Below are 22064 nucleotides of genomic sequence, written 5' to 3'. Positions count from 1 at the left end.
AACCAAGTGTATCTGTTACAGTGGACAATACTTCTGTAATTACGGAAGGCTTCTTTGTAACAGGCTCATATGCTGAATTCCATGGACAAGGCTTCAAGACTAACAAACTAACGTTAAAACCAGCAGCATCTGATGCAATTTTTGATTTTAAAGGAACAACTTCTGGGCAAGTGACTGTAGACGGACCGAATGTTTCAGAAATCCGTGGTGCAGAAAACATCCAGGCAATCAACTTTATCAACGGTGCAGATTCTGAAGCAATCGACTACACGAATGTTTCAGGTCAACCTATCGATTACCCTGTTGATCCGAATGCAAATAAAGCACCAGTCTTATCTGCATCATTCCCGAACAAATCGGTGAAAATCGGTGAAACTGTCACAATTAACCTAGCAAACCACTTCACTGATGCTGATGGAGATGTGTTAACATACACGTCAACATTTGGCAAAATTACAAACGACGTATTAACACTAACTGAAGCTGAAGGCAGTTATATTGTCGCTGTGACAGCAACTGATGGAGAATTTGAAGTTACAGGTACCTTCTCATTAAAGGTTTCTAATACAGAAATCCCTCCATCAGATGGTAACTATTACCAGGGTGCTCAAGGCCAACAAGGACAAGCATTAAAAACTGCATTGCATGACATCATCAGCACTCAAAAAGTGTTATCTTACACACAAGTATGGGATGCACTAAAACAAACGGATGCGGATCCAAACAACTCGAACAATGTAATATTGTTCTACTCTAAAGTATCTAGTCCAAAAAGCAATAACGGCGGAGGCGTAACTAACTGGAACCGTGAACATGTTTGGGCAAAATCTCACGGTAACTTTGGAACGTCAAATGGTCCAGGAACGGACATTCACCACTTACGTCCAACGAATGTTCAAGTAAATAGCTACCGTGGCAATCTAGACTTTGACAACGGCGGCACTCCAGTACCAGGCTGTAACGGTTGCTTAAAAACAGGTAGTTCATTCGAACCACCTGACAGCGTTAAAGGCGACGTTGCTCGTATGCTTTTCTACATGGCTACACGCTATGAAAAAGGCGATCGAGTAGACCTAGAACTTAATGAAAAACTTAACAACGGCACAAATCCATACCATGGTAAACTGTCTGTATTGCTAAAATGGCATGAACAAGACCCAGTCGATGCATTTGAGGCGAACCGTAACAATGTCATCCATGACATCCAAGGCAATCGAAACCCTTACATTGATCACCCTGAATGGGTAAAATCAATCTGGGGTGCAACACCAAACGAAGTAGAACAAGCTTCATAATCAATTTCCCTGCCATCATCGTGATGGCAGGGTTTTTACATAATTAGCTTCTCCCTCATTAAGAAAGACCTAAAAAAAGGAGACCAGATCCTTTATCGTGAGTGAAGCAGGAATCATCCACAAAGCGCAGAAGCGAGTATTAAAAGGAATACTGAGTCCAATCTATTATGGTGTACTTTTTCAGTGACATCTATCTAGGGTAGGAAAAGCTTTAACAACTGGGTTCAAGACCAAATTTCATACTTCATATGATAAAAAAGGGCTGTCGTTTTTGATAAACGACAGCCCTTTTAGTTCACGATTAAATTAAACTTTCTGCTAAAATTGCAGTTTTTTCTTTCTTTGCCACAGAATACTGACCAACATAGTGACACCGAGTACAACAAAACCTAACATGAACGGATATAAGATATTCACATCATATAATACCCCTGCAAGCAGTGGTCCTACTACGTTTCCGATACTCATATACGCATTATTCATCCCCATCGCAAAGCCTTGCTCGTTACCAGCAAGTTTCGAAATTAACGTATTCAATACCGGTCGAAGAATCGATGTTGCGAGGAACACGACCAAGGTGATCATAAAGAAAAACACATACGTTGAAGCAAATAATGAAAGGAAGAAACACACGGCAGTTAAAGCAATAAAAACATTTAAGATAACGCCTTCACCGAAACGTCTAACCAAGCGATCAACAACCAACAACTGCATCACTACACTGACGATTCCCGTTGACGTAATCATTAACGCAATTTCTTTTGGCGTGGCATTAAATTGATTATCTACAAACAGTCCCAACACCGATTCATATGCCATCAATCCGAAGCTCATGACGAGTGTGATGACAAGTGGAATAAAATAAGGCTTATGAACAGATTGCGCTAATTTCTTCATCATCGGTTCTTGATCGACTACCATATCTGCACTACTTATCTCTCGGCTTTCCTTCAATACAATCACCGAGAAAATAACCGATACTAACGATACCAATGCCGATACCAATAATGGAAGTTTTAAGTCAAAGTCCGCTAAAAATCCACCAATCCCTGGTCCAATTACAATTCCTAAAGACATTGCTGCAGAAATATAACTATTCCCTTTCGCGCGTTGATCCATGGTTGTAATATCCGCCACATAAGCAAAAATCGCGGGAATCAATAATGCAGCACCCACTCCACCAATTACTCGGGACGTGTAGAGAACCCAAATCGAATCAGAAAAGTAAAACACAAACATTGATATTGTCAGCCCGCTAAGACCAGCGATAATCATTTTGCGGCGACCAATTTGATCCGCCCACTTCCCTGCAATGGGTGACATTACAAACTGGGCTCCCGCAAATATCGCAATCATTAATCCCGCAGCCATCCCACCTTCACCGATTGATACCAAATAAGCAGGTAAAATTGGAATAATAATCCCAAAACTCCCAATCGCGATAAACATATTTATCATTAAGACAATTATTTTCTTTCTTTGTTCAGGTAACATTCACAATCCTACTCTCTTTTTAAACGCTTAATCTATCTAACCTTAAATCAGAGCAATTAGTCAATAGAAAAGTGCTTATAGAGAATACTATATACAGGAATGTTTGACTACTTAATTTCCATGTTGAAATTCTTGTGATCCTCTATAAATAACCGTTAAGATTTAATTTATAGAAAACTGACTATAAAACGCTCCTGACAATCTTTCATGATAAACTAGTACTAACAGAACAGGAGTGATCACCACATGCGCGTAGCCATTTTCGACTTTGACGGAACACTGTATCCGCAAGAAACATTCACATTAATGATGAATTATTTGAAGAAGCACCCTGTCCATTCATCAAAATATCAATCATTTTACCGAGCGTTAATGAAACCATACTTAGCCTATAAAATGAAAATGTATCCTGAAAACAAAATGAAAGCAAAATCGATGCAACTGTATTTAAATGTTTTTAAAGGCATGCACCAACGAGAAATCGAGCAGTATTTTGAAGATATGTCACAAGGAATGCGTAATGACCTCAACTCGAAAGTCGTCGATCGTTTGGAAAAGCATTTAATAGAAGGGGACCATGTCCTACTCGTCTCTGGAGCATTTTCACCAATGCTTAACGAAGTAACGCGTGACTTTGCCATTCATGAGGTGATTGGAACAGAAATTCCAATCCGCAACGGCAAAATTGATACCAACACGGAGATTTATCACATACAAGGTGAACGCAAAAATGAAATGATCGAAAAAGCACTCCAAGGTCTTGACATTGACTGGGAAAATAGCTCTGCATACGGTGATAGCATTTCAGATATTACCGTCTTAGAGCTGGTCGGAAACCCCGTAGCAGTCCGCCCAGAATCACGCCTTAAAGCGGTGGCAGAAGAACGTAAATGGGAAATCATTTGGTAGTACATTTAGGAAGCGACCTTTCATAGGTCGTTTCTTTTTATTTATCCGAGTTGAACATAACCGAGCAGTTGCTCAGTTGTAAAAAGCGGGCTTAACGTAGGAAATAAAGACATTCACGTAGGAAAAAAGCGAGGTCACGTAGTAAAAATCATGATCCACGTAGGAATTCCAATTTCAACCCTACGTTCCCGCATACTTCCCTGCACAAAAACACCCTTCAAACGCAATGTTTGAAGGGTAAAACTACACATAATTAGTTATTCTTCCATAAACCCTTTTCTTCGTGCTGCGGCTTCATCTAATATTTCTTTTCTAAAACCATCAATCGCTTCTTGACGATGAGCATTTCGGCGTCTAATTGCATCACGTTCCGTTCCCCCCGCAAAGAGCATCATCTCCTCTGCAACTTCCACTTTCCCCATCGTATTCTTCTTCATTTCTTTCGGCTTTTCAACATTATCAGATCGATCATCCGGATTTGGAGTGTTCCGTGCCATCATGATTCCTCCTTCATTATAATAAAATCTCACAAAAAATAGCTTACCCAGAAGTTAAAAACCCATCCCTCAAAATGTCAGAATGACAAATTTGGACACAAGAAAGTAACACCTACTAAGCCACATCAAGAATCCATATGATAAACTAAAGAAAAAAAGGAAGTTTTAAATGAAACGTTTTATATTTGTCATTCCTATAATGGTGATCGTCGCAGTAATGGCTATGTGGTATCTTAACAAAGAGTACACTGATGTACCCTTTTCCTCACGTATTCTCATCGTAATTGGTGGTACTCTTGTTTCCGGCATTATTTCTTTCTTCTTAATGAAAAAAGATGTACACCACATCGACGATAAGCCGACTACTAATACCCTCAAGAAACGCTAACAAGTGGCGTTTCTTTTTTCTTTAGGGCGATATGTTAAAGAGTGCTATTGATTCCGGAAATTTTGCGCCTTGCTAGCTGCAATGTACGATATTCAACGCAATAGGAAAAAGTACGGTTGTTAAAATACGGTCCCATACAAAAGCCGGCAGCAATCGCTACCGGCCATATTTTATGAATTTTGATTTCCTTTTAATTGTTGTTGGGCTTGTGCTACTAATCGCTTCGTAATTTCCCCGCCAACGGAACCGTTAGCACGCGATGTAGCATTTTCGCCTAGTTGTACACCAAATTCTTGTGCAATTTCGTACTTCATTTGATCTAATGCTTGTTTTGCACCTGGTACAGCTAATTTGTTACTTGAATTGTTGTTTGCCATGTTGCTCACCTCCTTGTGAGAATAGAATGTGTCATTCAAAGAATTCCATACACTCAGTTTAAATATTTTGTTTTATGGAGATGAAAATCATAGTTTAACGCGCTTTTTTGTCTTCTTGTTCCCAATGTCTTAGTGATGGAGTCGGGTCATAAGCCCATTCAATCCGCCCATTATACTTATACATACCGTAGTGAAGATGTGGAGGAAATCTTCCTGAAGTTCCCTTTTTCCCATAACCAGAACTGCCTACATACCCAACGATAACCCCAGGCTTCACAATGTCTCCTTCTTTGACCTCTTTATTGAAACTGGATAGATGAGCATAATAATGATACGTATTATGAATATCACGGATCCCTACTCGCCATCCACCAAATTCATTCCATCCCATAATCTCGATAACACCGTATGTCGTCGATCTCACAGGAACACCATATGAGGCAAATATATCCGTACCTTCGTGCATACGGCGACCACCCCAACCTCTAGTGTCTCCCCATGTACTCCGATAACTGTAGTTGTTTCCTACAGGAAGAGGAAAAGCATGCTGATCGAGATTAATGGTCTCAAAATGCTCATAGATTCTTGCAATAACCAGTATTTGTTTGACCGTTTCATCTTTTTTGTAGTAATCCATAATTGCCTTTTTAAAATCTTTTTCAGTTGCCCCATATTTACTCAAATAATTTGCCATCGTCAACATTACATCGTCATTATTAGCTGGATCTGCTAACCCATCTCCATTGCCATCTTCGCCATTCCCCCCAAAAAAATCAATGGCTGCGGGAATCGTATCTTCCTTATACGGATTTAAATCACCTGCCCAAAACTCATCGGAAAACTGAATCGCGATTGGACCTTCCCGCGTCGGAAGATCGTTACGCACTTGTTGAATATTTCGTTCAAATTTGTCCACAGCTGCCAAATAATACCATGGTAAATCCAAGTTTGAATAATTTTGATAGTAACCCATGCGTTGCTTCAGAAGTTCCTCTGTTGTCGGGTCGGCTTCAGCAGAACCCACAGTAGTAAAAACCATGTAAATCACAGCGAAGGAAAGCGGGTATCGAAACCATGAAAACAAACAAAATACCTCCTTTATTGATACGTTACTTAGTTTTCTCCAAATCACATCGTTTCATGAATTGTTTTTTAGTTACAATTTCAAATGCTTGAATGCATGAACATTAAATAAAAAAATGGCCGTTTTATACGGCCACTAGTTACGAATGTGAATGCCTTGCGCTTATCAAATTCACTATAAATGACTTACAGAATAAATATGCTACAAAAATGCCAACAAAATCAACACCGACATCAAAGAGTCTCCCATTACGGTTAAAATACAATTGAAGTACTTCAGAAAATGCTGCAAAGATTCCCGTCAATGCGAAAGCCTTTCCAAAATTTCTCACCCATAATAAATGGAGAATATACAAGATCCCAAAAGTAAACACATGCCCTGTTTTTTGAATCAAATAAAACTCATTCATCAAATGAACATCACTGGTGATTAATAAATCCATAAAATTCGGAGCAAACTCAAAAGTAAACTGAATTTCCTGGTCATACAAAAAAGCATGTGCGTCCGAAGTACACGTCGCCACAAAAATAAACACAGCCCACAAAAACGTAAACAGTGGATAAACAACCAAAATAAATAACCCCTTTAAAAAATGCTGTGAATATTGAACAAAAAACGAGATTGTGCCTATGTGCACTAGTGCAAATGCACAAAATACGGTCAGTTATAACATAAAAATTAAAATGTGCCCCAATTAGCATATCCAAAAAACATATAAAGCAGTTAAACAAACAAATAAATTTAGTTCACATGAAAGGGCCGTCACAAGACAAACTAAAACGAACCTTATAAAAGAAAGGGATGATGGATCTTGGGTAGAGACGATCATAATAAGCAAAGCAATGGCAAAAACACATTACCGCAAACGCCGAAAAACCTTAAAATTGAACCAGGTCGAGTGAAGGAAGAATTGGCGAGTGAATTTGCTGAAATTGGTGACAAAGCCTTAAAAGGATTAAACAAATCTACTCAATATCTCACAAAAGTGAGATACCCGAAACATTAACCCTTAAGGAGGTATAAATTTGGAATTAACTCGAATCAAACAAATTGTGAATTCGCCTTCAGAAACTGAAGTCATCTACAACGGGGTGTCTGTATGGATTGACCAAGTACACGAAAACGGAAGAATGGCCACGGTGCATTTAAGAAATGCAAATGAAGAACGATCAGAAGTAGATATCGAAGAGTTGGAAGAAGTCATTCACTAGGAAAATCATTAATAAAAGCGGCTGAAGATTTAATATCTCAGCCGCTTTTTATTATTTAACTATGTTACATAATGCCGTTATTTTGAATACAAAACGAAAGAATGTATTTGCGCCTAGCACAGCTTTTCAGCGACGATCTTGCGCAGGAGCTACGATAACCAATACTATAGTGAATTTCTTCATTAAATTTCCACAAATTCACTTTTCAAAACTTCGATACTATGAATCAAGTATTCATCGCCTTGAACTTTAATGGTATAAGCCTTTGTTTTGTCATACTTAAACTCTTGTTCATTAGAAGTGAAGAAGAACATTTCGGCCGTGTTCACGACAAATGTGTTAGTATCAATAGCTTTAACACTGGTGATAGTATTTGATTGAAAGTCATAATAGTAGGACACTTCTAAAGCGGCGTGACGTTCTATATCGTCAAAGTAATCCGTTTGTATTTGACTTCCAGTTGGAAAATAATCTGCAATGTAAGAGAAGTCTTGATAATTCAATGCATCCTCAAATACATAACGGAAAGAATCAATGAAATCCGTCAGAGGGATTTCATGTTCTTCTTCCAATTGTTGCAATTCCTCTGCTTCCTGCTGTTTGGCACGATCCGTAGCAACTTTTTCTTGAATATGGGCAAATTTAATATGAGCTGTGTCAGATTCAACCTTTACTATATCCCCTTTAACAACAGCGTTATTTTCATTTTTTGCTTGAGCTGTTATTTCGACTTTGCCATTAAAAGGGACAGGACCAATTGAATTCATTTCTTTTACTGTTTTCCCTGTAGACTTCCCATTAACCCACAAAACAGCATCTGATATGTCAGAAGTAACTGTGATCATGCCAGCTTCAAATGATGGCGTAAAAACAAAGACATTACGTCCATCGCCACTTACCTCAATAGACCCTTTTGCTTCTATTGGAGAAAATTCGCTTGGGACAGATGCACTCCATGAATAACTACCTGGTAAGAAATTCCCGACAACGACGTTTTCTCCCGTTGCCCCAGTAACAGTTTTATCGTTCATGACTATGGTTGCATTATCCATTGGTATCTCAGTTTCCACTTTTACTGGATGGACCAAGAAAGAAATACGATCATACAGACCAAAGAGAATAGGATCATTTACTACGGAGATAAATTTATTCCCCTCTGAATCTTTAATAATATTGGACAAACTTTCTGTTTCCAGTTGTTTCACTTCTGATTTCATTTGATCCCGAATATCTTCCCAATCTTGATCTTCTACAAATGAATAAAACCCTTCTTCATCTTTTACTACGTTGTCCGCCACACTAAAAAACGATAAAAACAGTGCTTGTTCATTCTTTATGTATGCCTGATTCATTTCGTTAATGGTTTTCGATACATCGTATTTTGATTTTAAGAAGAGGTGCCCCCCTAATAATCCCAGTAGAAAGACCGTCACTGAAACGATTCCTGCGATTCTTAATTTTCGTTGTTTCGGGGTTATTGTACTTCTTTTCGGTTGATTTGGTGCTGCCGCACGAGCTTTGGGTTGCTCTACCACTACCTCAAATTTATTCCCGCAGTTAATACAAAATTTTTCTGAACCTTTTTTTTCGACACCGCAATTCGAGCAATTTTTCATAGGCTTAAACCTCCAAATATCTTCCTTAATGTAGTAAATATACCATGAACAAGATTGGAATTGTATGTAATATACTTGTAAATTTAGTGAATATGACTCATAAAGTGGATAATCTTATGATATTATTTAACTATCAACATCAAATATACTAACGGAGGAATAAAATAATGAGTGATTTCCAGAATAAAATCGGTGGGGGCTTGAACAAAATTCAAGGTTCGATCCAACAAGGGAAACAAAAACTGCAAGTAGCACAAGAGATAAGTCAAATTCAGCAATCTGTCTACATACTTCGACAAAAACGCCAAGAATTAATCGTTCAAATGGGCAGTAAGTTGTATAAAAAATTGCGTCTCAATGAAATGAATGATTCGGATTTCCAAGGGATTACTACTGATATTGAAGCAATTGATAAAGAAATTTACAATCAATCAATCACGATGGAAGCGCTAAGATCATCTTCTCAAGAGGCATATATGTGTGCGTCATGTGGAACGGAAGTAAAACCATCAGATAAGTTTTGTGGATCATGTGGTACACCAGTAGTCATTCCAGAAAAAATGGAAGAATCGACAACACCTTGTCATTCATGCGAAGAAAATATCCCAAGTTCCGCTGTGTATTGCCCTTGTTGTGGCCACGCAACGGCTGCATTATAGGAGGGGTACTATGTTTTGTAAAGAATGCGGAATGAAACATCCTACATACACGAACTATTGTCCAAACGATGGACAGGATATGCAACAAGTCATTCCTTCTCCAGTAGAACATCGAACTGCAGGATTTTGCGCAAGTTGTGGTAACACAGTTGAAATTGCTGCACAGTACTGTCGTCACTGCGGTGAATCCCATAGTACGATGAAATTGGGGAATGTTAAGAAAAGTCCTATTGCACAAGTGCAACAACAACCTTTCAAAATGCCTACATTATCTAGTGGCATGACTTCAAAAAAATCACTGACTTCAATCTTGATGGCAGTTGGATTATCGATTCTTTTGACTTTGGTAGCAGCGTTTATCATCAAATCGCAAGCAGAGAATTTTATCATTGAAAATTCAGATGGTGAAATATCAAAATCTGATATAAAGCAAGTAGAATTCTTGAGTGAGATGATCAATGATGCAACTGGCATGGAAATTGACTTCCCTAATATATACAACATGTTTACGTATGTTTCCCTCTTGCATGGTGTTGATTTTGAATTAAGCGGTGAAGTAAGTGCTGAAGAAGATGGAGAATTTTATAAAGCAGATGCTGAACTGAATGTACAAAATATTACGCTATCATTCTTATTTATCATAGGTATTATCTTAATCATTGGCGGATTATTCCTTGGTTATTTAGTTAAAAGAAATGGCCTATCACTGGGTGAGTCTGTCCTTGGATTCAGTGTTTTGTATGGCATATTCTTACTAATTTCATCTTTAATTGCAAGTTTTACATTTAAAAAGCAAATTGATGTATTTTACACTGAAGTGGACCTTAAAATGAAAGGGTCCTTCCCCCTTATTGAATCATTTATAGTTGGTGCCATTCTTGCTGCAAGTATCGCAGGTTTAGCAGCATTAGTTATGGTTTACGGTAAAGACGTAGTCGCTTATGTACAAACCAAAGCAACTTATGTGCAATATTTAGTGTATTCGACGTTGATTTCTTTGGTTGGTATTACCATTTTTACAGGCATTTATTTTAGTATATCCGGAAAATACTTTGAAGGAGAACTAATGACTGAGCAAACAACGAGCTTGGGTACTTTATTTGCAGGTCCAATGGGTTTGTGGGGGTGGAATTTAAGTCATTTAATACCATTGAACTTCACATCATTTGATAATGGGAATGAGTATTTCTCACTACATTTATTTAGCTCAGTTAAGAGTTTAAGTGAATTAGAAGATTTGAGTATTTATGAAATGGTCAGTACTTTATTTTTCATTGAAGATGGTCTTCCATTATTATTAAAAGCTAGCATACTTATTCCAGTCTTAATTCTCATACTTGCCGGATTCTTCCTATATAGAACTCATGGCTTGCATTTGATTGAATTACTTAAATTCAGTGCTATTTATGGGATTGTCATGACATTTACTAGAATTTTCTCAAGTATTGAGATCTCTACAGAGGTTGGTGGGGATGAGGTTTTCGACATTGGTCAATTCATGATGCAAATCCAACCAAATTTAATTCCAGTCTTTATCATTTCAACATTATTTGCACTTGCCTTCATTAGTATAGGTGGATATTTAAAACGATATGTAGGAGAAAATGCATAATGAATGCTTGTCCGAACTGTCATCATCAGGTTAAACAAAGAAGTGGTTTTTGTCCTAATTGCGGATCTAATTATCACATCCAAAAGAAAAACCTAAAGGCTTAATATGGATCATCATTGGTACCTTACTAGCCGTTGCACTCTTTATTACACACGGACAGATAAAAGAAAAAACCGGTGCGTATTCGACCATATATGAATTCGAAAAAATACTGACTCAAAAAGATGAACGAAAGGCATTAGCCTTATTTAAACCTCAGCTTCAAAATATGTCATCATCAGAGTCCGTCATGAAAGAGTTCCTTGACTATGTTGAAAATGAATCATATTGGGAGACAACGGTAAAAGATTGGAAAAAAACTGCAATACGTGAGAGAAACAGATATGACGCGATAGAAAGTGTAGATGGGGACCGTCTCTTCACTCTTGAAGAAACCGGATCATTTCTGGGGATTTATCCTACATATGAAGTGATCATTCACCCCTACAGCTTACATGTTGCATCATATGTCGAAGATACAAAAGTAACATTTAACAAAAAAATAAAAGCTCTTAAAAACTCAGAAGACTTTCAGAAAATTGGAAGTTTCCTCCCTTCTTATTCAGATCAGGAGATTAGCTATTCGGTAAAAAGTAAGTATGGTGACATTGAAGATTCCATATGGTTTACAAGTGCAACAGAAGAACCCAATGAAGTATATCTTGAGCTACCAATTGAAGCAGCGACAATTTCCGTATTTTCGAATGAACAAGATGCGATAGTCTTCATTAATGGGGAAAGTACTAAAAAAACAGTACGTGATATTGGGGAGATCGGTCCCCTGCCAACGGATGGCAGTATCTCCATACACGCAGAATTAGATGATCGTGTTTCATATGCCGAAGACATCTACACAGATGGTGAATACGAACTTTGGTTTGATGAAGAGTATGTAATGGAAGATGAATACACGGAATATGTGGATGATGTAGCGGTGCCAACAGAAGCGGAGTTAGATGATTTATACGCCGCTTTCCAACAAGCAGCCGTGGCTGCCATCAATGAGCGTGATTTCTCGATTGTCGAATACTATTACCATCCAGGAGGTATATCAGGTCCGGAATCTGCAAGTTATATTGACTATCTAGATTCAAAAGGCATTACTGAACAACTTATTGAAAGCGAAGTTGTCGACTATGAAGTGACTGATGAAGGCATCATTCTCCATACATTCGAATCTTACATGATATCTTATCCTGATAAATCAGATGCACAAAAATCATTCAATACTGAACATTTACTCGTAAATGATGGTGAAGAATGGAAGTTTTATAAACTTATCACTACTACAGAACTATAAAGAAAGTTCCATCTTAAAAAAACAGATCCCTCTTCACTTAATGTGAGGAGGGATCTGTTAACGGTTAATAGTCTTTCTGCAAAAGGAATAATCTCCGATGAAATCATTCCTTTATGTTTTATTTCTTATGTAGCTTTTACATAATTAGTAGATTCGTAATCATCAGCTTTTGAAGCATCAATCATTAGGAAAATAGCAGTAATGATATGCATAACCATTCCGACAAAAGGTATCCACGCTACACAAGAAGTGATTATGCCTAAAATGCTGCCTGTTGTATCGCCACCATCCTTTTTGGTCAAAACTAATGTGACGATATGTAATGCCAACATCACACCTAACGGAATCCATAATAAACCTAGAATAATTGTTGCTCCAAGAATTGGAACGCCTAAAATTGCTTCCAGACCACCACTAACCCATTTTAATATTCTTGTTGTCGAAATAACTTTGCACCAGCCTTCTTAGCATTTTGAAAAAAGTAAAATACACGTCCTCATACCACTCTATGAATTTATGCTTAGGAAAATGACAGCTAACTTGATTATGATTACCCTTCAACTAAACCGGCATACTCTCACCCTTTTTTTATGATAGTGAAAGCCCATCACGAAAATAAGGCATCAACAAACCAAATCGCCAATCATCTTTCATTAGAATCTTCACCTTTCCTACATTTATAAAATGCACCTATCACACGGTCCAGTTATTGGCTCTTCCGTTTATTTTACCGTTAGTTTCGATTTCTACTCGTTCGCGTGTGATTTTTACCCGTTCATCCAACCTTTCTAACCGTTCAAAATAACTTTATACCCATTCATACTTCATTTGTTCCCGTTCACCTATTTCCCCCCATAAAAATACCCCTCAAAACACAGTTTGAGGGGGCTAATCTACTTATTAAATATGCATCGTAATGATTTTTTCATCGGTCATTTCTTCGACTGCGCTTCGTGGTCCTTCTTTACCAACCCCACTATCCTTTACCCCTCCGTAAGGAAGAATATCTGCACGGAAACTTGACACATCATTAATATTAACTCCGCCAAACTCCAGCTCTTGTGCCGCTCTCATGGCAAGATGTAAGTTTGATGTGAAGAATCCAACTTGCAGCCCAAATCTTGAGGCATTCACTAATTCAAAGACTCTGTCAATGTCATCGTAAGGCACAATGCTGATGACAGGTGCAAATACTTCTTCACACATCACTTTCATGTCTTCAGTAACATCCGATAAAATCGTTGGTCTAAATACTGATCCTTCCCTTATACCACCGGTAACGACACGAGCTCCTGCTTCAACAGCTTCTTGAACCCATTTTTCAACGCGTTGTGCTTCTTGGATGCTGATCATTGGTCCTACTTCTGTTGCATCATTTTCTGGATTTCCTACTACAATCGCATCTGCTATTTCTTTTGCATCACGCAGGACTTCATCATAAATGGATGAGTGAACATACACGCGTTGCACAGAAATACATGCTTGACCAGAGTTAACATAGCCTTTTGTGACACATAGTTTGACTGCACGTTTCAAATCGGACACGTCATGATGAATAATATTTGGAGAGTTACTTCCGAGTTCTAACGTAACTTTTCGGATACCCGATTCGCTCTTAATCACTTTCCCTACTGTCGGACTCCCTGTAAAAGTGTACATAGCAATTCGTTCGTCTTTAAGGAGGACAGGTCCGATTTCATGACCATAGCCATTTACTACATTTAAGTAACCAGCAGGTAATCCTGCTTCAAGTAAAATCTCTGCCATCTTAATTGCCGAAACCGGTGTTTTTTCAGCAGGTTTTAACACAATTGTATTCCCCGCAGCAATAGCTGGGCCTACTTTGTGAGCAGTCAAATTAAATGGAAAGTTAAACGGTGTAATCGCACATACAACACCGACGGGAACACGGATTGAAAAAGCCATTTTCCCTTCATTTCCAGGCTGACCTTGTATCGGTAACCCTTGTCCAGCAATTCGTTTGGCTTCTTCTGCAGAGTTAATGAATGTTTGAATGCCACGATCCACTTCACCTCGAGCATCTGTGATCGTTTTCCCTGCTTCTCTACAAATAATTAGAGCAAGTTCCTCCTTCCTTTCTTCGAAAAGTTTTGCCGCTTTCATTAAAATAGTATAGCGATCTGTCGTTGATAGTTTTGCAGTCTTAAATACTTTTACTGCATTCGTAATGGCTTGTGTAACAATCGCATCATCTGCTTTCGCAACATATGCATATGGTTCATGGGTGTATTTGTTCTCAACGAGAAAAGTCTCCTCACTATTGACCCATTCACCATTAATTAAATTGCCGAATACTTTTGTTGGTTCTCCATCAAATTTGGTCACTAGTTCTCCTCCAATGCCGATTTGTTTTTTTCGTGAAATTACATTTATATGATTCTCTAGCTAGTAATATATGTTGTTCATTCATTTTATCATAAGCCTTTTCAGTTGAAGCTACTGAAGCCTTTAAGTTAATTACTAGTCAAACTAAAAACCAGCAACAATATGGTTGCTGGCTCCTTCCTATATTGGGTTTATTCCTGTTGGCAATCACTTTATTCCCTTGTAACCAATATTTTCAGGATGACTGATAAAGCAAAGAATCAATACACTAATCCATGGTAGGTGAGATTTTCTCAACTTCCCGCTCTTTATTCTCGATTTTGGCAGACAACAATCCTAGGAAAACACCTAATATAGCCCCACCAAGAACTTCAACGGGTTGATGCCCGAGAAGTTCCTTGAGTTCCACTTCTCTCTGGACATATTCAAAACTTGGGAAATCACCCGATATGGCCACAAAACTATCTTCCAAATCATTTACAAGTTGTGCAATTTCCCCCGTATGACGCCTAATTCCTTGCGCATCATACATAACAATCGTTCCAAACACGACAGCCACCGCCGTTTCCGTATGACGTGTCCCTTTATTCGCTGCTACATAGGATGCAAGTGCCGCCACACCTGCAGAATGTGAACTCGGCATTCCGCCCGTCGTAAACGCTTGTTTCCAATCCCATTTGCCTGTCAACTTTTTATGTGTTAATACTTTCAAACCTTGGGCAATCCCAATTGCGCCCAATGCCGTGATAATTCCTCGATTCATATTTTTCATCTATTTCGCCCTCCAATTATCAATTAACGCCATGTGTCTTATATGTATCTCCCCATTTTTTACCCTATTTGTCCCAAACTTATGCGGAATTCCAGAAAGTTTTTCAATTCACTCACATATTATTTTTCAAAGAAGGTTCATTCTGACTTTTCGAGCTTCACGTCTGAAAACATATGTAGGCGAACAAAAAACAGCTGATAGTATAAACCCAGCTGCTCCTGCCTACCTATCAATAATCATAAAACCCTTTTCCGCTTTTTCTGCCAAGATGCCCCGCTCTCACAAGTTTTTTTAGCAAAGGTGGAATGCGATATTTTGAATCCCCAGTTTCTTGTAAAAGCGTTTCTTGGACTAACATTAAGGTGTCCAGCCCGATTAAGTCCGCTAACGCTAATGGACCGATTGGATGATTAGCTCCGAGCATCATGCCTTTGTCAATATCTTCAGCTGATGCCGTGCCTTCGCCGAGTACAAATATGGCTTCACTAAGCATTGGCACTAAGATCCGATTCACTACAAACAACGGTGCATCCAAAATGGTGATTCCTTCTTTGCCAATTGATTCAGTCAACTGAGATATCACTTCATACGTTTCATCTGATGTATCTGCACCTCGTATGATTTCCACAAGTTTCATGACAGGTACGGGATTAAAGAAATGCATGCCTACAACGCGATCCGAGCGACGAGTGGCCGCACCAAGTTCAGTGACACTTAAACCCGACGTGTTTGTAGCAAAAATCGTCTTGTCCACACATAAATTGTCTAGTTCGGCAAATACCCCTTTTTTTACATCCATATTCTCAACAATCGCCTCTATTACTACATCCACTTCTCGCAATTCAATTAGATCAGTGGTGAATGTAATCTTTGATACCACATCAGCTATTCCTGATATGTCCTTGTTTTTCTTCTTATATATTCGACCTAAATTTGTTTTGATGTTATGTTCAGCTTGTGCCAATACTTCGTTACTTAAATCGCGTAAGATGACTTTATAGCCTGCGGACGCCATTACTTGAGCAATGCCATTTCCCATGGTTCCTGATCCCAGTATACCTATTTTCATCAATTCCACTCCCTATGAATACAGCTTTGCGGCGTTCATAAAAATGCATGGATTTCCACATTGATGCCACCTATGCTTCTCGAAGTAAGTTCTTCAGCACTTTTCCACTGGCATTTCGTGGGAGACTATCAGTGAACATGACTTCTACCGGTAATTTATAATTGGCTAATTTTTTTGAGCAAAATGTGATGATGTCTTGTTCGCTTAACTGTTTTCCTTCTTTTAAGACCGCAAAAGCTTTTGGTACCTCGCCAAGAACTTGATGTGGCACCCCCACAACTGCCGCTTCCAAAAGTTCGGGAATTTGATACAGCACTTCTTCCACTTCAACCGGGTACACATTTTCACCACCGCGGATAATCATATCTTTTTTACGGTCAACGATATAGAGCAGACCATCTTCATCAAAACGACCTAAATCACCGCTATACATCCATCCGTTTCGAAGTGCCTGTCTTGTCGCCTCTTCATTTTTCAAATACCCTTTCATTACTTGAGGACCTTTCACCACGATTTCACCAACCTGCCCGATTGGAAGTGGATCTCCAAACTCATCCACTACTTGTACTTGTGTCATCGGTAATGGTTCACCCACTGAGCCTACTTTCTCAAGTGCATGATGGTCTTTTAGCGACGTTGCAGCTGGAGAATTTTCTGTTTGACCATATAGATTTTGAACCTGCACATCAGGATAAAGCTCTTTCACTTTTCGAACCAGTTCATACGGCATTGGTGCAGCTCCATACGTAAAGAGTCGTAGATGCGGTAATTCTAACCCAACCATTTTAGGTGTATTTAATAGAATGCTATACATCGCTGGGACGCCAAAGAATATCGTGATTTCTTCTTGTACCATCGTCTTGAGTGCTTGTTCCGGTGAGAAAGCCTCTTCTATTACCATCGTTCCACCTGCGTAAATAACGGGAATGCAAAAAACATGACATGCTGCACAATGGAATAAAGGGGTGACTACTTGCATTCGATCTGAAGATGTCAGACTCATCGATTCTCCCCATATTTGAGCAGTAGCTCTTACAGCACCAGCTGTCAGCATAACGCCTTTCGGTTTTCCTGTTGTACCTGATGTATAGAAAACAACCGTTGTATCATCATCTTTCACATCAACTTCCTTAAATTTTATGGATGAATCGCCTAAGACAGCTACTAAACTATCATCACCACCGACCAGAAGATAATCGTGGAAATTCTCAAATGTGTCCTGTATTTCATTCAATAATGGATTGAAACAAACATCATAAATCAAGAATTTAGCTTCCGAATGTGTGAAAATATAATTCACTTCCGTTGCCGTTAATTTAGTGTTTACTGGCATGACGGTAAATCCACCTATTTGACATGCGTAATAACATACTAAAAAATAATCCGAATTTGGTAAATACACGGCGATAATGTCTTCTTTTTGATATCCTTTTCCTTGAAGATAACCGGCTAATCGTTTCGCTTGCTCATAAAACTCCGAATAGCTTGTATCGCGCCCTTGAAAGGATGTGATGATTTTATCTGGTTGTTGTAACGCAATAGCTGCTAATTTTTCAGTTACGTACATCTCTCAAAACCCCTTTGTATTGAAATGATGGCACTTACTTAACGACCTTTATTAAATAATCAGCATAGATTTCTTGTAGCTCTTCCATGGACTTGCCGCCTTGTGGGCTATACCACTGTTGAATCCAGTTCATCGACCCCAGTAAAATCATCCGTGCAATTTTTGGTTCCTTAATGGTGAATTCCCTATGAGCGATTCCTTCTCGTATCACTCGGTCAAACAGTCCCGCATATTCGTGGCGTATCACCAAGATTGGATTTAATTGTTCCGTCGAGAATGTCTGATCCGGCTTAATAATCATGTTAAACGTCTCTTTTTCTTCAATCGCATATTGAATATGTGTAGCAATCATTCTTCGTAACTTTTCCTCATATGAAATACATTCATTTAAATGGCTTTCCAGTTCTTCTGTAGCTTGTGATAATACCTTTTCATGACACTGGAAAACTAAATCTTCTTTATTTTTAAAGTAGTAGTAAAGTGAGCCTTTCGTCATTAAGAGTTCCCCAGCGATTTCTTCCATCGTTGCCCTACGGTAGCCTTTGCGGTTCACAATCTTTACAGCAGATAAGATAATTTCTTCCTTTTTCTTCAATAATTTCTTCTCCGAGAGTTTCACTTAACCCCCTCCTTTGACTCAACTCTTATAAACCGAGTTTCTTGGCGATGATTGTCTTCATAATTTCAGTCGATCCAGCGTAAATACTTGCTACCGGAATATCTCGGTATCTTCTAGCAATCTCGTATTCTTCCATGTAGCCATATCCACCGTGAAGCTGCAAACATTCAGCGGCTACGCGTTTCGCCATTTCACTGACCCACCATTTGGCCATCGAAACTTCTTTGACAATGTCTTCTTCCGTTAAATGACGAGCCGTTAACTGATTTACATAGGTTCTGCCAAGGTCAATTTCGGTAGCCATTTCGGCAATCTTGAATTGGGTGTTTTGAAACTTGCTGATTGATTGACCAAATGCTTTTCGGTTCTTCACATAATCCATTGTGATGCGTAGCATTTCTTCCGCTTCGATTTGGCACTGTATCGCAACAATCAAACGTTCTTGTTGGAGATTTTCCATTAAGTAATAAAACCCTTTTCCTTCTTCTCCGAGTAAATTAGCGACTGGCACCCTGGCGTCTTCAAAGATTAATTCACCAGTATCCCCACTATGAATACCGATCTTATCCAGTTTTTTACCACGTGAGAATCCTTCCGTCCCTTTTTCCACAACAAGTAGGCTCATCCCTCTGTGTGCAGGATTTGCTTGAGGATCTGTCTTGCATACGACCACTGCTAAATCAGCCGTCAGACCATTTGTAATAAAGGTCTTTTCGCCATTTAAAATATAGAAATCTCCCACGCGACGTGCAGTAGTTTTGACGCCAGCTAAATCCGATCCAGCACCTGGTTCAGTCATCGCAATTGCAGTTATCAAATCTCCACTAATACAGCCAGGCAACCATTTTTGCTTTTGTTCATCCGTTCCGAACATCGAAATATAAGGGCTTACAATATCAGAATGCAAACACATACCACTAGCAAGTCCTTGTCCCACACGTTCGAGCTCTTCAATTAAAATCATCGAATAAGAAAAATCGAGCCCCAATCCGCCATACGCTTCATCCACCCATGGACATAGAAATCCATTCTGTCCCATTTTGAGCCAGAAATCTCTCGGAATCTCTCGATCTTCTTCCCACTGGTTAAAATATGGATACGCTTCTTTATCTAACATTTTCCGTAAAGACTTACGAAACAAATCATGCTCTTCTGTCATAAAAGCTACTTTCATCCTAAGAAACCCCATTTCGTCGATTATGTTTAGTTATCAGAAAATTCTTTCTTTATTCTTAAGTATAGATAGACATTGCTAAAAGTAAATGCATTTTTTAAACAATGTTTAAATTTTGAATAAATTATTTGATACGTAATGGTATGCAGACAATCTGTTAAATACCCCACTTTAATTTGTTTGATTTTTGAACTCGATATGAAAATAAGCCGAATAAAAACATGACAATTCGATATTTCAAACAAACTGATTGTCCTTAAATGGACGATTACTTTAAGGTGTTCCACTAGCGAGTGACTCCTTAAACAGAAAACGTGGCAGTTGCACTGACAAATCAACCATTTCAAGGGTGATTCCTACGTGGAACGAGATTTTTCCTACGTGAGCGCCCATATTTCCTACGTCATCGTCGTTTATTCCTACGTAACCCTCGATTTTTACTACTGAGACTTTGCTCAATCCCCTTCCACGCCTTTGTATCCATACACCAATGTTTCCCAATTCGTGACGGACACAGAGGCGCCCTCACCATAATAAAATAACACCCCCCATTCAAATGAAAGGAAGGTGTTATTAATAGTCTATTGAATTAAAACCATTTGAACATTCTAATAAATATTGATGTTTGTTATTCGATAATATCCATCCTCATCAATGACAATGAAATAATCTTTGTACCGTTCATAACTATACCATCCCCCAGAAGCATCCATAAAATCGAAGACCTCAAATGTGCTGACCACTGCGTAATCAGATTCAATCACAACATCTGTGACTTCATTGGAAATGAAATCAAAGAAAAATCCTTGACCCGCAATTTCATCAAAATAATCCGTCATTTCCCAGTATACTGGGCTATCATATAAAATCATATCTTCAATGTAATAATAGTCCTCATATAGAAGTGCCGCTTCATAGGTATCCCTAAAATAAATAATAAAATCAGACAGACCCGTTTCTTCAAAGTAGAACGTATCGCCTTCCTCATTGTCTTTATAATAGGAATCTGGATCATACGCAACATCATCATAAAACGAAAATACACTTGCCACTTCAGTAGCGTCCATCGGTGAAGTAGACCACGATCGTAACAAGCTATCCATTGTGTACATTGGAATGGAAAAACCAATGGACTGATCCGCAATCAAAATAGCCGAATTAATCCCAATTACCTTCCCGGTTTCCGCATCGAGGAGGGGACCACCACTGCTGCCAGGGGAAATTTGTGCATCAATTTGGTAAACATTTTCGTATTGGAAATCCGACTCAAATGATCGGTCCAAACCCGTCAGGTATCCAATAGAAGCCGAATTTTCTAACCCTTGAGGACTGCCCAAAGCAATCACTTCCGTACCAATGGCCGTCTCACTTAACTCTAACTCAAGCGGTTGCATCCCTGCATAATCATCCACTTGGATCAACGCCACATCATACTGATCCGAGATTCCAATCACTCGACCCGTTGTTTGCTGGCCATTCACATTGCGCAAAACCACTTCCGTAAAGCCTGCAACAACATGTGCATTCGTAATTACCGTCCCTTTTTCCTCAAACAAAAAACCAGATCCGAATCCAGAATCCGTAAAAATCGTGTAAACACGTGACTGAGAATCCTTAATTATCTGAGTCTTATCCTTTTCCTCTTTTTTCACGACTGATTGAGCTGCCTCTTCTGACTTCTCCTTTACAACAGGTACATGTTCTTTTTGTATGATGGTCTCGACCTTTACAATCTTTTCAGGCGGATGAAGTGCAATCGATAGTCCAAATCCAATGCCCCCTATGGCTAAAATGGAGGTGACTATCGCAATTACCAGCAACAGAGTCGGTTTTCTTATTTTTACATGTTTCTCTTTAATTTGTGTGCCACAATCTGAACAAAACATCGAGTCCGGCTCATTTTCCAACCCGCAATGTATACAAATCAACACGTCTCTCCTTCCGATTATTCCTTGACCTTATCCCTTACAATATTCATAGGTAAATAGACATATTCGGGTAAGTCTCGACAAGAACTAATAGGAGAAGACCTTTTT

23 protein-coding genes and 1 pseudogene are annotated in these 22064 nt (G+C 38.8%); 9 read left to right on the top strand and 15 right to left on the bottom strand.

Annotated features, from left to right (window positions below):
* Positions 1-590: 590 nt before the first annotated feature.
* Positions 591-1295, top strand: a pseudogene (locus GY23_RS18955) (endonuclease I family protein); the annotation flags it as partial.
* A 318-nt stretch (positions 1296-1613) separates the two neighbouring features.
* Here the strand turns inward: GY23_RS18955 and GY23_RS00170 are convergent.
* Positions 1614-2789, bottom strand: a complete 1176-nt coding sequence (locus GY23_RS00170) for an MFS transporter (protein WP_075617199.1) — start codon at positions 2787-2789, stop codon at positions 1614-1616.
* Positions 2790-3035: 246 nt separating this feature from the next.
* Between GY23_RS00170 and GY23_RS00165 the strand changes: the two genes are divergently transcribed.
* Positions 3036-3698 (top strand): HAD family hydrolase, encoded by a 663-nt coding sequence (locus tag GY23_RS00165; RefSeq protein WP_075617198.1) that lies wholly within the window; start codon positions 3036-3038, stop codon positions 3696-3698.
* Between the two features lie 257 nt (positions 3699-3955).
* Here the strand turns inward: GY23_RS00165 and GY23_RS00160 are convergent, their stop codons facing one another.
* Positions 3956-4195, bottom strand: coding sequence for a small acid-soluble spore protein Tlp (locus GY23_RS00160; protein WP_075617197.1), 240 nt, complete (start codon positions 4193-4195; stop codon positions 3956-3958).
* 199 nt (positions 4196-4394) lie between these two features.
* Here GY23_RS00160 and GY23_RS00155 point away from each other — a divergent pair, with 199 nt between their 5' ends.
* Positions 4395-4583: a hypothetical protein gene (locus GY23_RS00155; RefSeq protein ID WP_245827508.1), complete on the top strand. Its 189-nt coding sequence runs from the start codon at positions 4395-4397 to the stop codon at positions 4581-4583.
* Positions 4584-4753: 170 nt separating this feature from the next.
* On the opposite strand, the gene GY23_RS00150 is transcribed toward GY23_RS00155, so the two are convergent.
* From GY23_RS00150 to GY23_RS00140, 3 genes are all read right to left on the bottom strand, one after another.
* On the bottom strand, positions 4754-4960 hold the full coding sequence (locus tag GY23_RS00150; protein ID WP_075617195.1) for an alpha/beta-type small acid-soluble spore protein: 207 nt from the start codon (positions 4958-4960) through the stop codon (positions 4754-4756).
* Between the two features lie 94 nt (positions 4961-5054).
* Positions 5055-5999 (bottom strand): M23 family metallopeptidase, encoded by a 945-nt coding sequence (locus GY23_RS00145; RefSeq protein ID WP_075618190.1) that lies wholly within the window; start codon positions 5997-5999, stop codon positions 5055-5057.
* Between the two features lie 184 nt (positions 6000-6183).
* The gene (locus GY23_RS00140; RefSeq protein ID WP_075617194.1) at positions 6184-6615 is read right to left on the bottom strand and encodes a VanZ family protein; all 432 of its coding nucleotides are present in this window, start codon (positions 6613-6615) and stop codon (positions 6184-6186) included.
* A 240-nt stretch (positions 6616-6855) separates the two neighbouring features.
* Between GY23_RS00140 and GY23_RS00135 the strand changes: the two genes are divergently transcribed.
* A complete protein-coding gene (locus tag GY23_RS00135; protein WP_075617193.1) occupies positions 6856-7050 on the top strand; it encodes a YfhD family protein in 195 nt (64 codons plus the stop codon).
* Between the two features lie 19 nt (positions 7051-7069).
* Positions 7070-7255: an H-type small acid-soluble spore protein gene (locus GY23_RS00130; protein WP_075617192.1), complete on the top strand. Its 186-nt coding sequence runs from the start codon at positions 7070-7072 to the stop codon at positions 7253-7255.
* A 182-nt stretch (positions 7256-7437) separates the two neighbouring features.
* Here GY23_RS00130 and GY23_RS00125 read toward each other — a convergent pair whose 3' ends face one another.
* Entirely contained in the window at positions 7438-8871 is a 1434-nt protein-coding gene (locus GY23_RS00125) for a TcaA 3rd/4th domain-containing protein (protein WP_075617191.1), read from the bottom strand.
* 167 nt (positions 8872-9038) lie between these two features.
* On the opposite strand from GY23_RS00125, the gene GY23_RS00120 reads away from it, so the two are divergent.
* Genes GY23_RS00120 through GY23_RS00105 form a run of 4 tightly spaced genes read left to right on the top strand, consistent with a single transcriptional unit; the run spans position 9039 to position 12481 of the window.
* Positions 9039-9530, top strand: a complete 492-nt coding sequence (locus GY23_RS00120; protein ID WP_075617190.1) for a zinc ribbon domain-containing protein — start codon at positions 9039-9041, stop codon at positions 9528-9530.
* A gap of 10 nt (positions 9531-9540) precedes the next feature.
* A complete protein-coding gene (locus GY23_RS00115; protein ID WP_075617189.1) occupies positions 9541-11142 on the top strand; it encodes a zinc ribbon domain-containing protein in 1602 nt (533 codons plus the stop codon).
* Entirely contained in the window at positions 11142-11246 is a 105-nt protein-coding gene (locus tag GY23_RS18980; RefSeq protein WP_139311054.1) for a zinc-ribbon domain-containing protein, read from the top strand. Before GY23_RS00115 ends, GY23_RS18980 begins: the two co-directional genes overlap by 1 nt.
* Positions 11246-12481 carry a TcaA NTF2-like domain-containing protein gene (locus GY23_RS00105; protein WP_425434958.1) on the top strand — a complete coding sequence of 412 codons (1236 nt, stop codon included), beginning with the start codon at positions 11246-11248 and terminating at the stop codon, positions 12479-12481. The genes GY23_RS18980 and GY23_RS00105 overlap by 1 nt, the downstream gene beginning before the upstream one ends.
* Positions 12482-12606: 125 nt before the next feature.
* On the opposite strand, the gene GY23_RS00100 is transcribed toward GY23_RS00105, so the two are convergent.
* The 9 genes from GY23_RS00100 to GY23_RS00060 all read right to left on the bottom strand — a co-directional run bounded on the left by GY23_RS00100 (position 12607) and on the right by GY23_RS00060 (position 21956).
* On the bottom strand, positions 12607-12927 hold the full coding sequence (locus GY23_RS00100; protein WP_075617187.1) for a hypothetical protein: 321 nt from the start codon (positions 12925-12927) through the stop codon (positions 12607-12609).
* Between the two features lie 454 nt (positions 12928-13381).
* Positions 13382-14827 carry an aldehyde dehydrogenase family protein gene (locus GY23_RS00095; RefSeq protein WP_075617186.1) on the bottom strand — a complete coding sequence of 482 codons (1446 nt, stop codon included), beginning with the start codon at positions 14825-14827 and terminating at the stop codon, positions 13382-13384.
* A 268-nt stretch (positions 14828-15095) separates the two neighbouring features.
* Entirely contained in the window at positions 15096-15599 is a 504-nt protein-coding gene (locus GY23_RS00090; RefSeq protein ID WP_075617185.1) for a divergent PAP2 family protein, read from the bottom strand.
* A gap of 229 nt (positions 15600-15828) precedes the next feature.
* Positions 15829-16677, bottom strand: coding sequence for a 3-hydroxyacyl-CoA dehydrogenase NAD-binding domain-containing protein (locus tag GY23_RS00085; protein WP_211270629.1), 849 nt, complete (start codon positions 16675-16677; stop codon positions 15829-15831).
* A gap of 61 nt (positions 16678-16738) precedes the next feature.
* Complete coding sequence (locus GY23_RS00080) at positions 16739-18235, bottom strand: class I adenylate-forming enzyme family protein (RefSeq protein ID WP_075617183.1); 1497 nt, start codon at positions 18233-18235, stop codon at positions 16739-16741.
* A gap of 34 nt (positions 18236-18269) precedes the next feature.
* A complete protein-coding gene (locus tag GY23_RS00075) occupies positions 18270-18854 on the bottom strand; it encodes a TetR/AcrR family transcriptional regulator (protein ID WP_075617182.1) in 585 nt (194 codons plus the stop codon).
* 25 nt (positions 18855-18879) lie between these two features.
* Positions 18880-20028 (bottom strand): acyl-CoA dehydrogenase family protein, encoded by a 1149-nt coding sequence (locus GY23_RS00070; RefSeq protein ID WP_075617181.1) that lies wholly within the window; start codon positions 20026-20028, stop codon positions 18880-18882.
* 273 nt (positions 20029-20301) lie between these two features.
* The gene (locus GY23_RS00065) at positions 20302-20487 is read right to left on the bottom strand and encodes a hypothetical protein (protein WP_139311053.1); all 186 of its coding nucleotides are present in this window, start codon (positions 20485-20487) and stop codon (positions 20302-20304) included.
* Positions 20488-20636: 149 nt separating this feature from the next.
* Positions 20637-21956 (bottom strand): trypsin-like peptidase domain-containing protein, encoded by a 1320-nt coding sequence (locus GY23_RS00060; RefSeq protein WP_075617179.1) that lies wholly within the window; start codon positions 21954-21956, stop codon positions 20637-20639.
* Between the last annotated feature and the right edge of the window lie 108 nt (positions 21957-22064).

The sequence above is a fragment of the Paenisporosarcina indica genome (assembly GCF_001939075.1).
GTDB classification, from domain to species: domain Bacteria; phylum Bacillota; class Bacilli; order Bacillales_A; family Planococcaceae; genus Paenisporosarcina; species Paenisporosarcina indica.
This window is presented reverse-complemented; position numbering and strand designations above follow the sequence as displayed.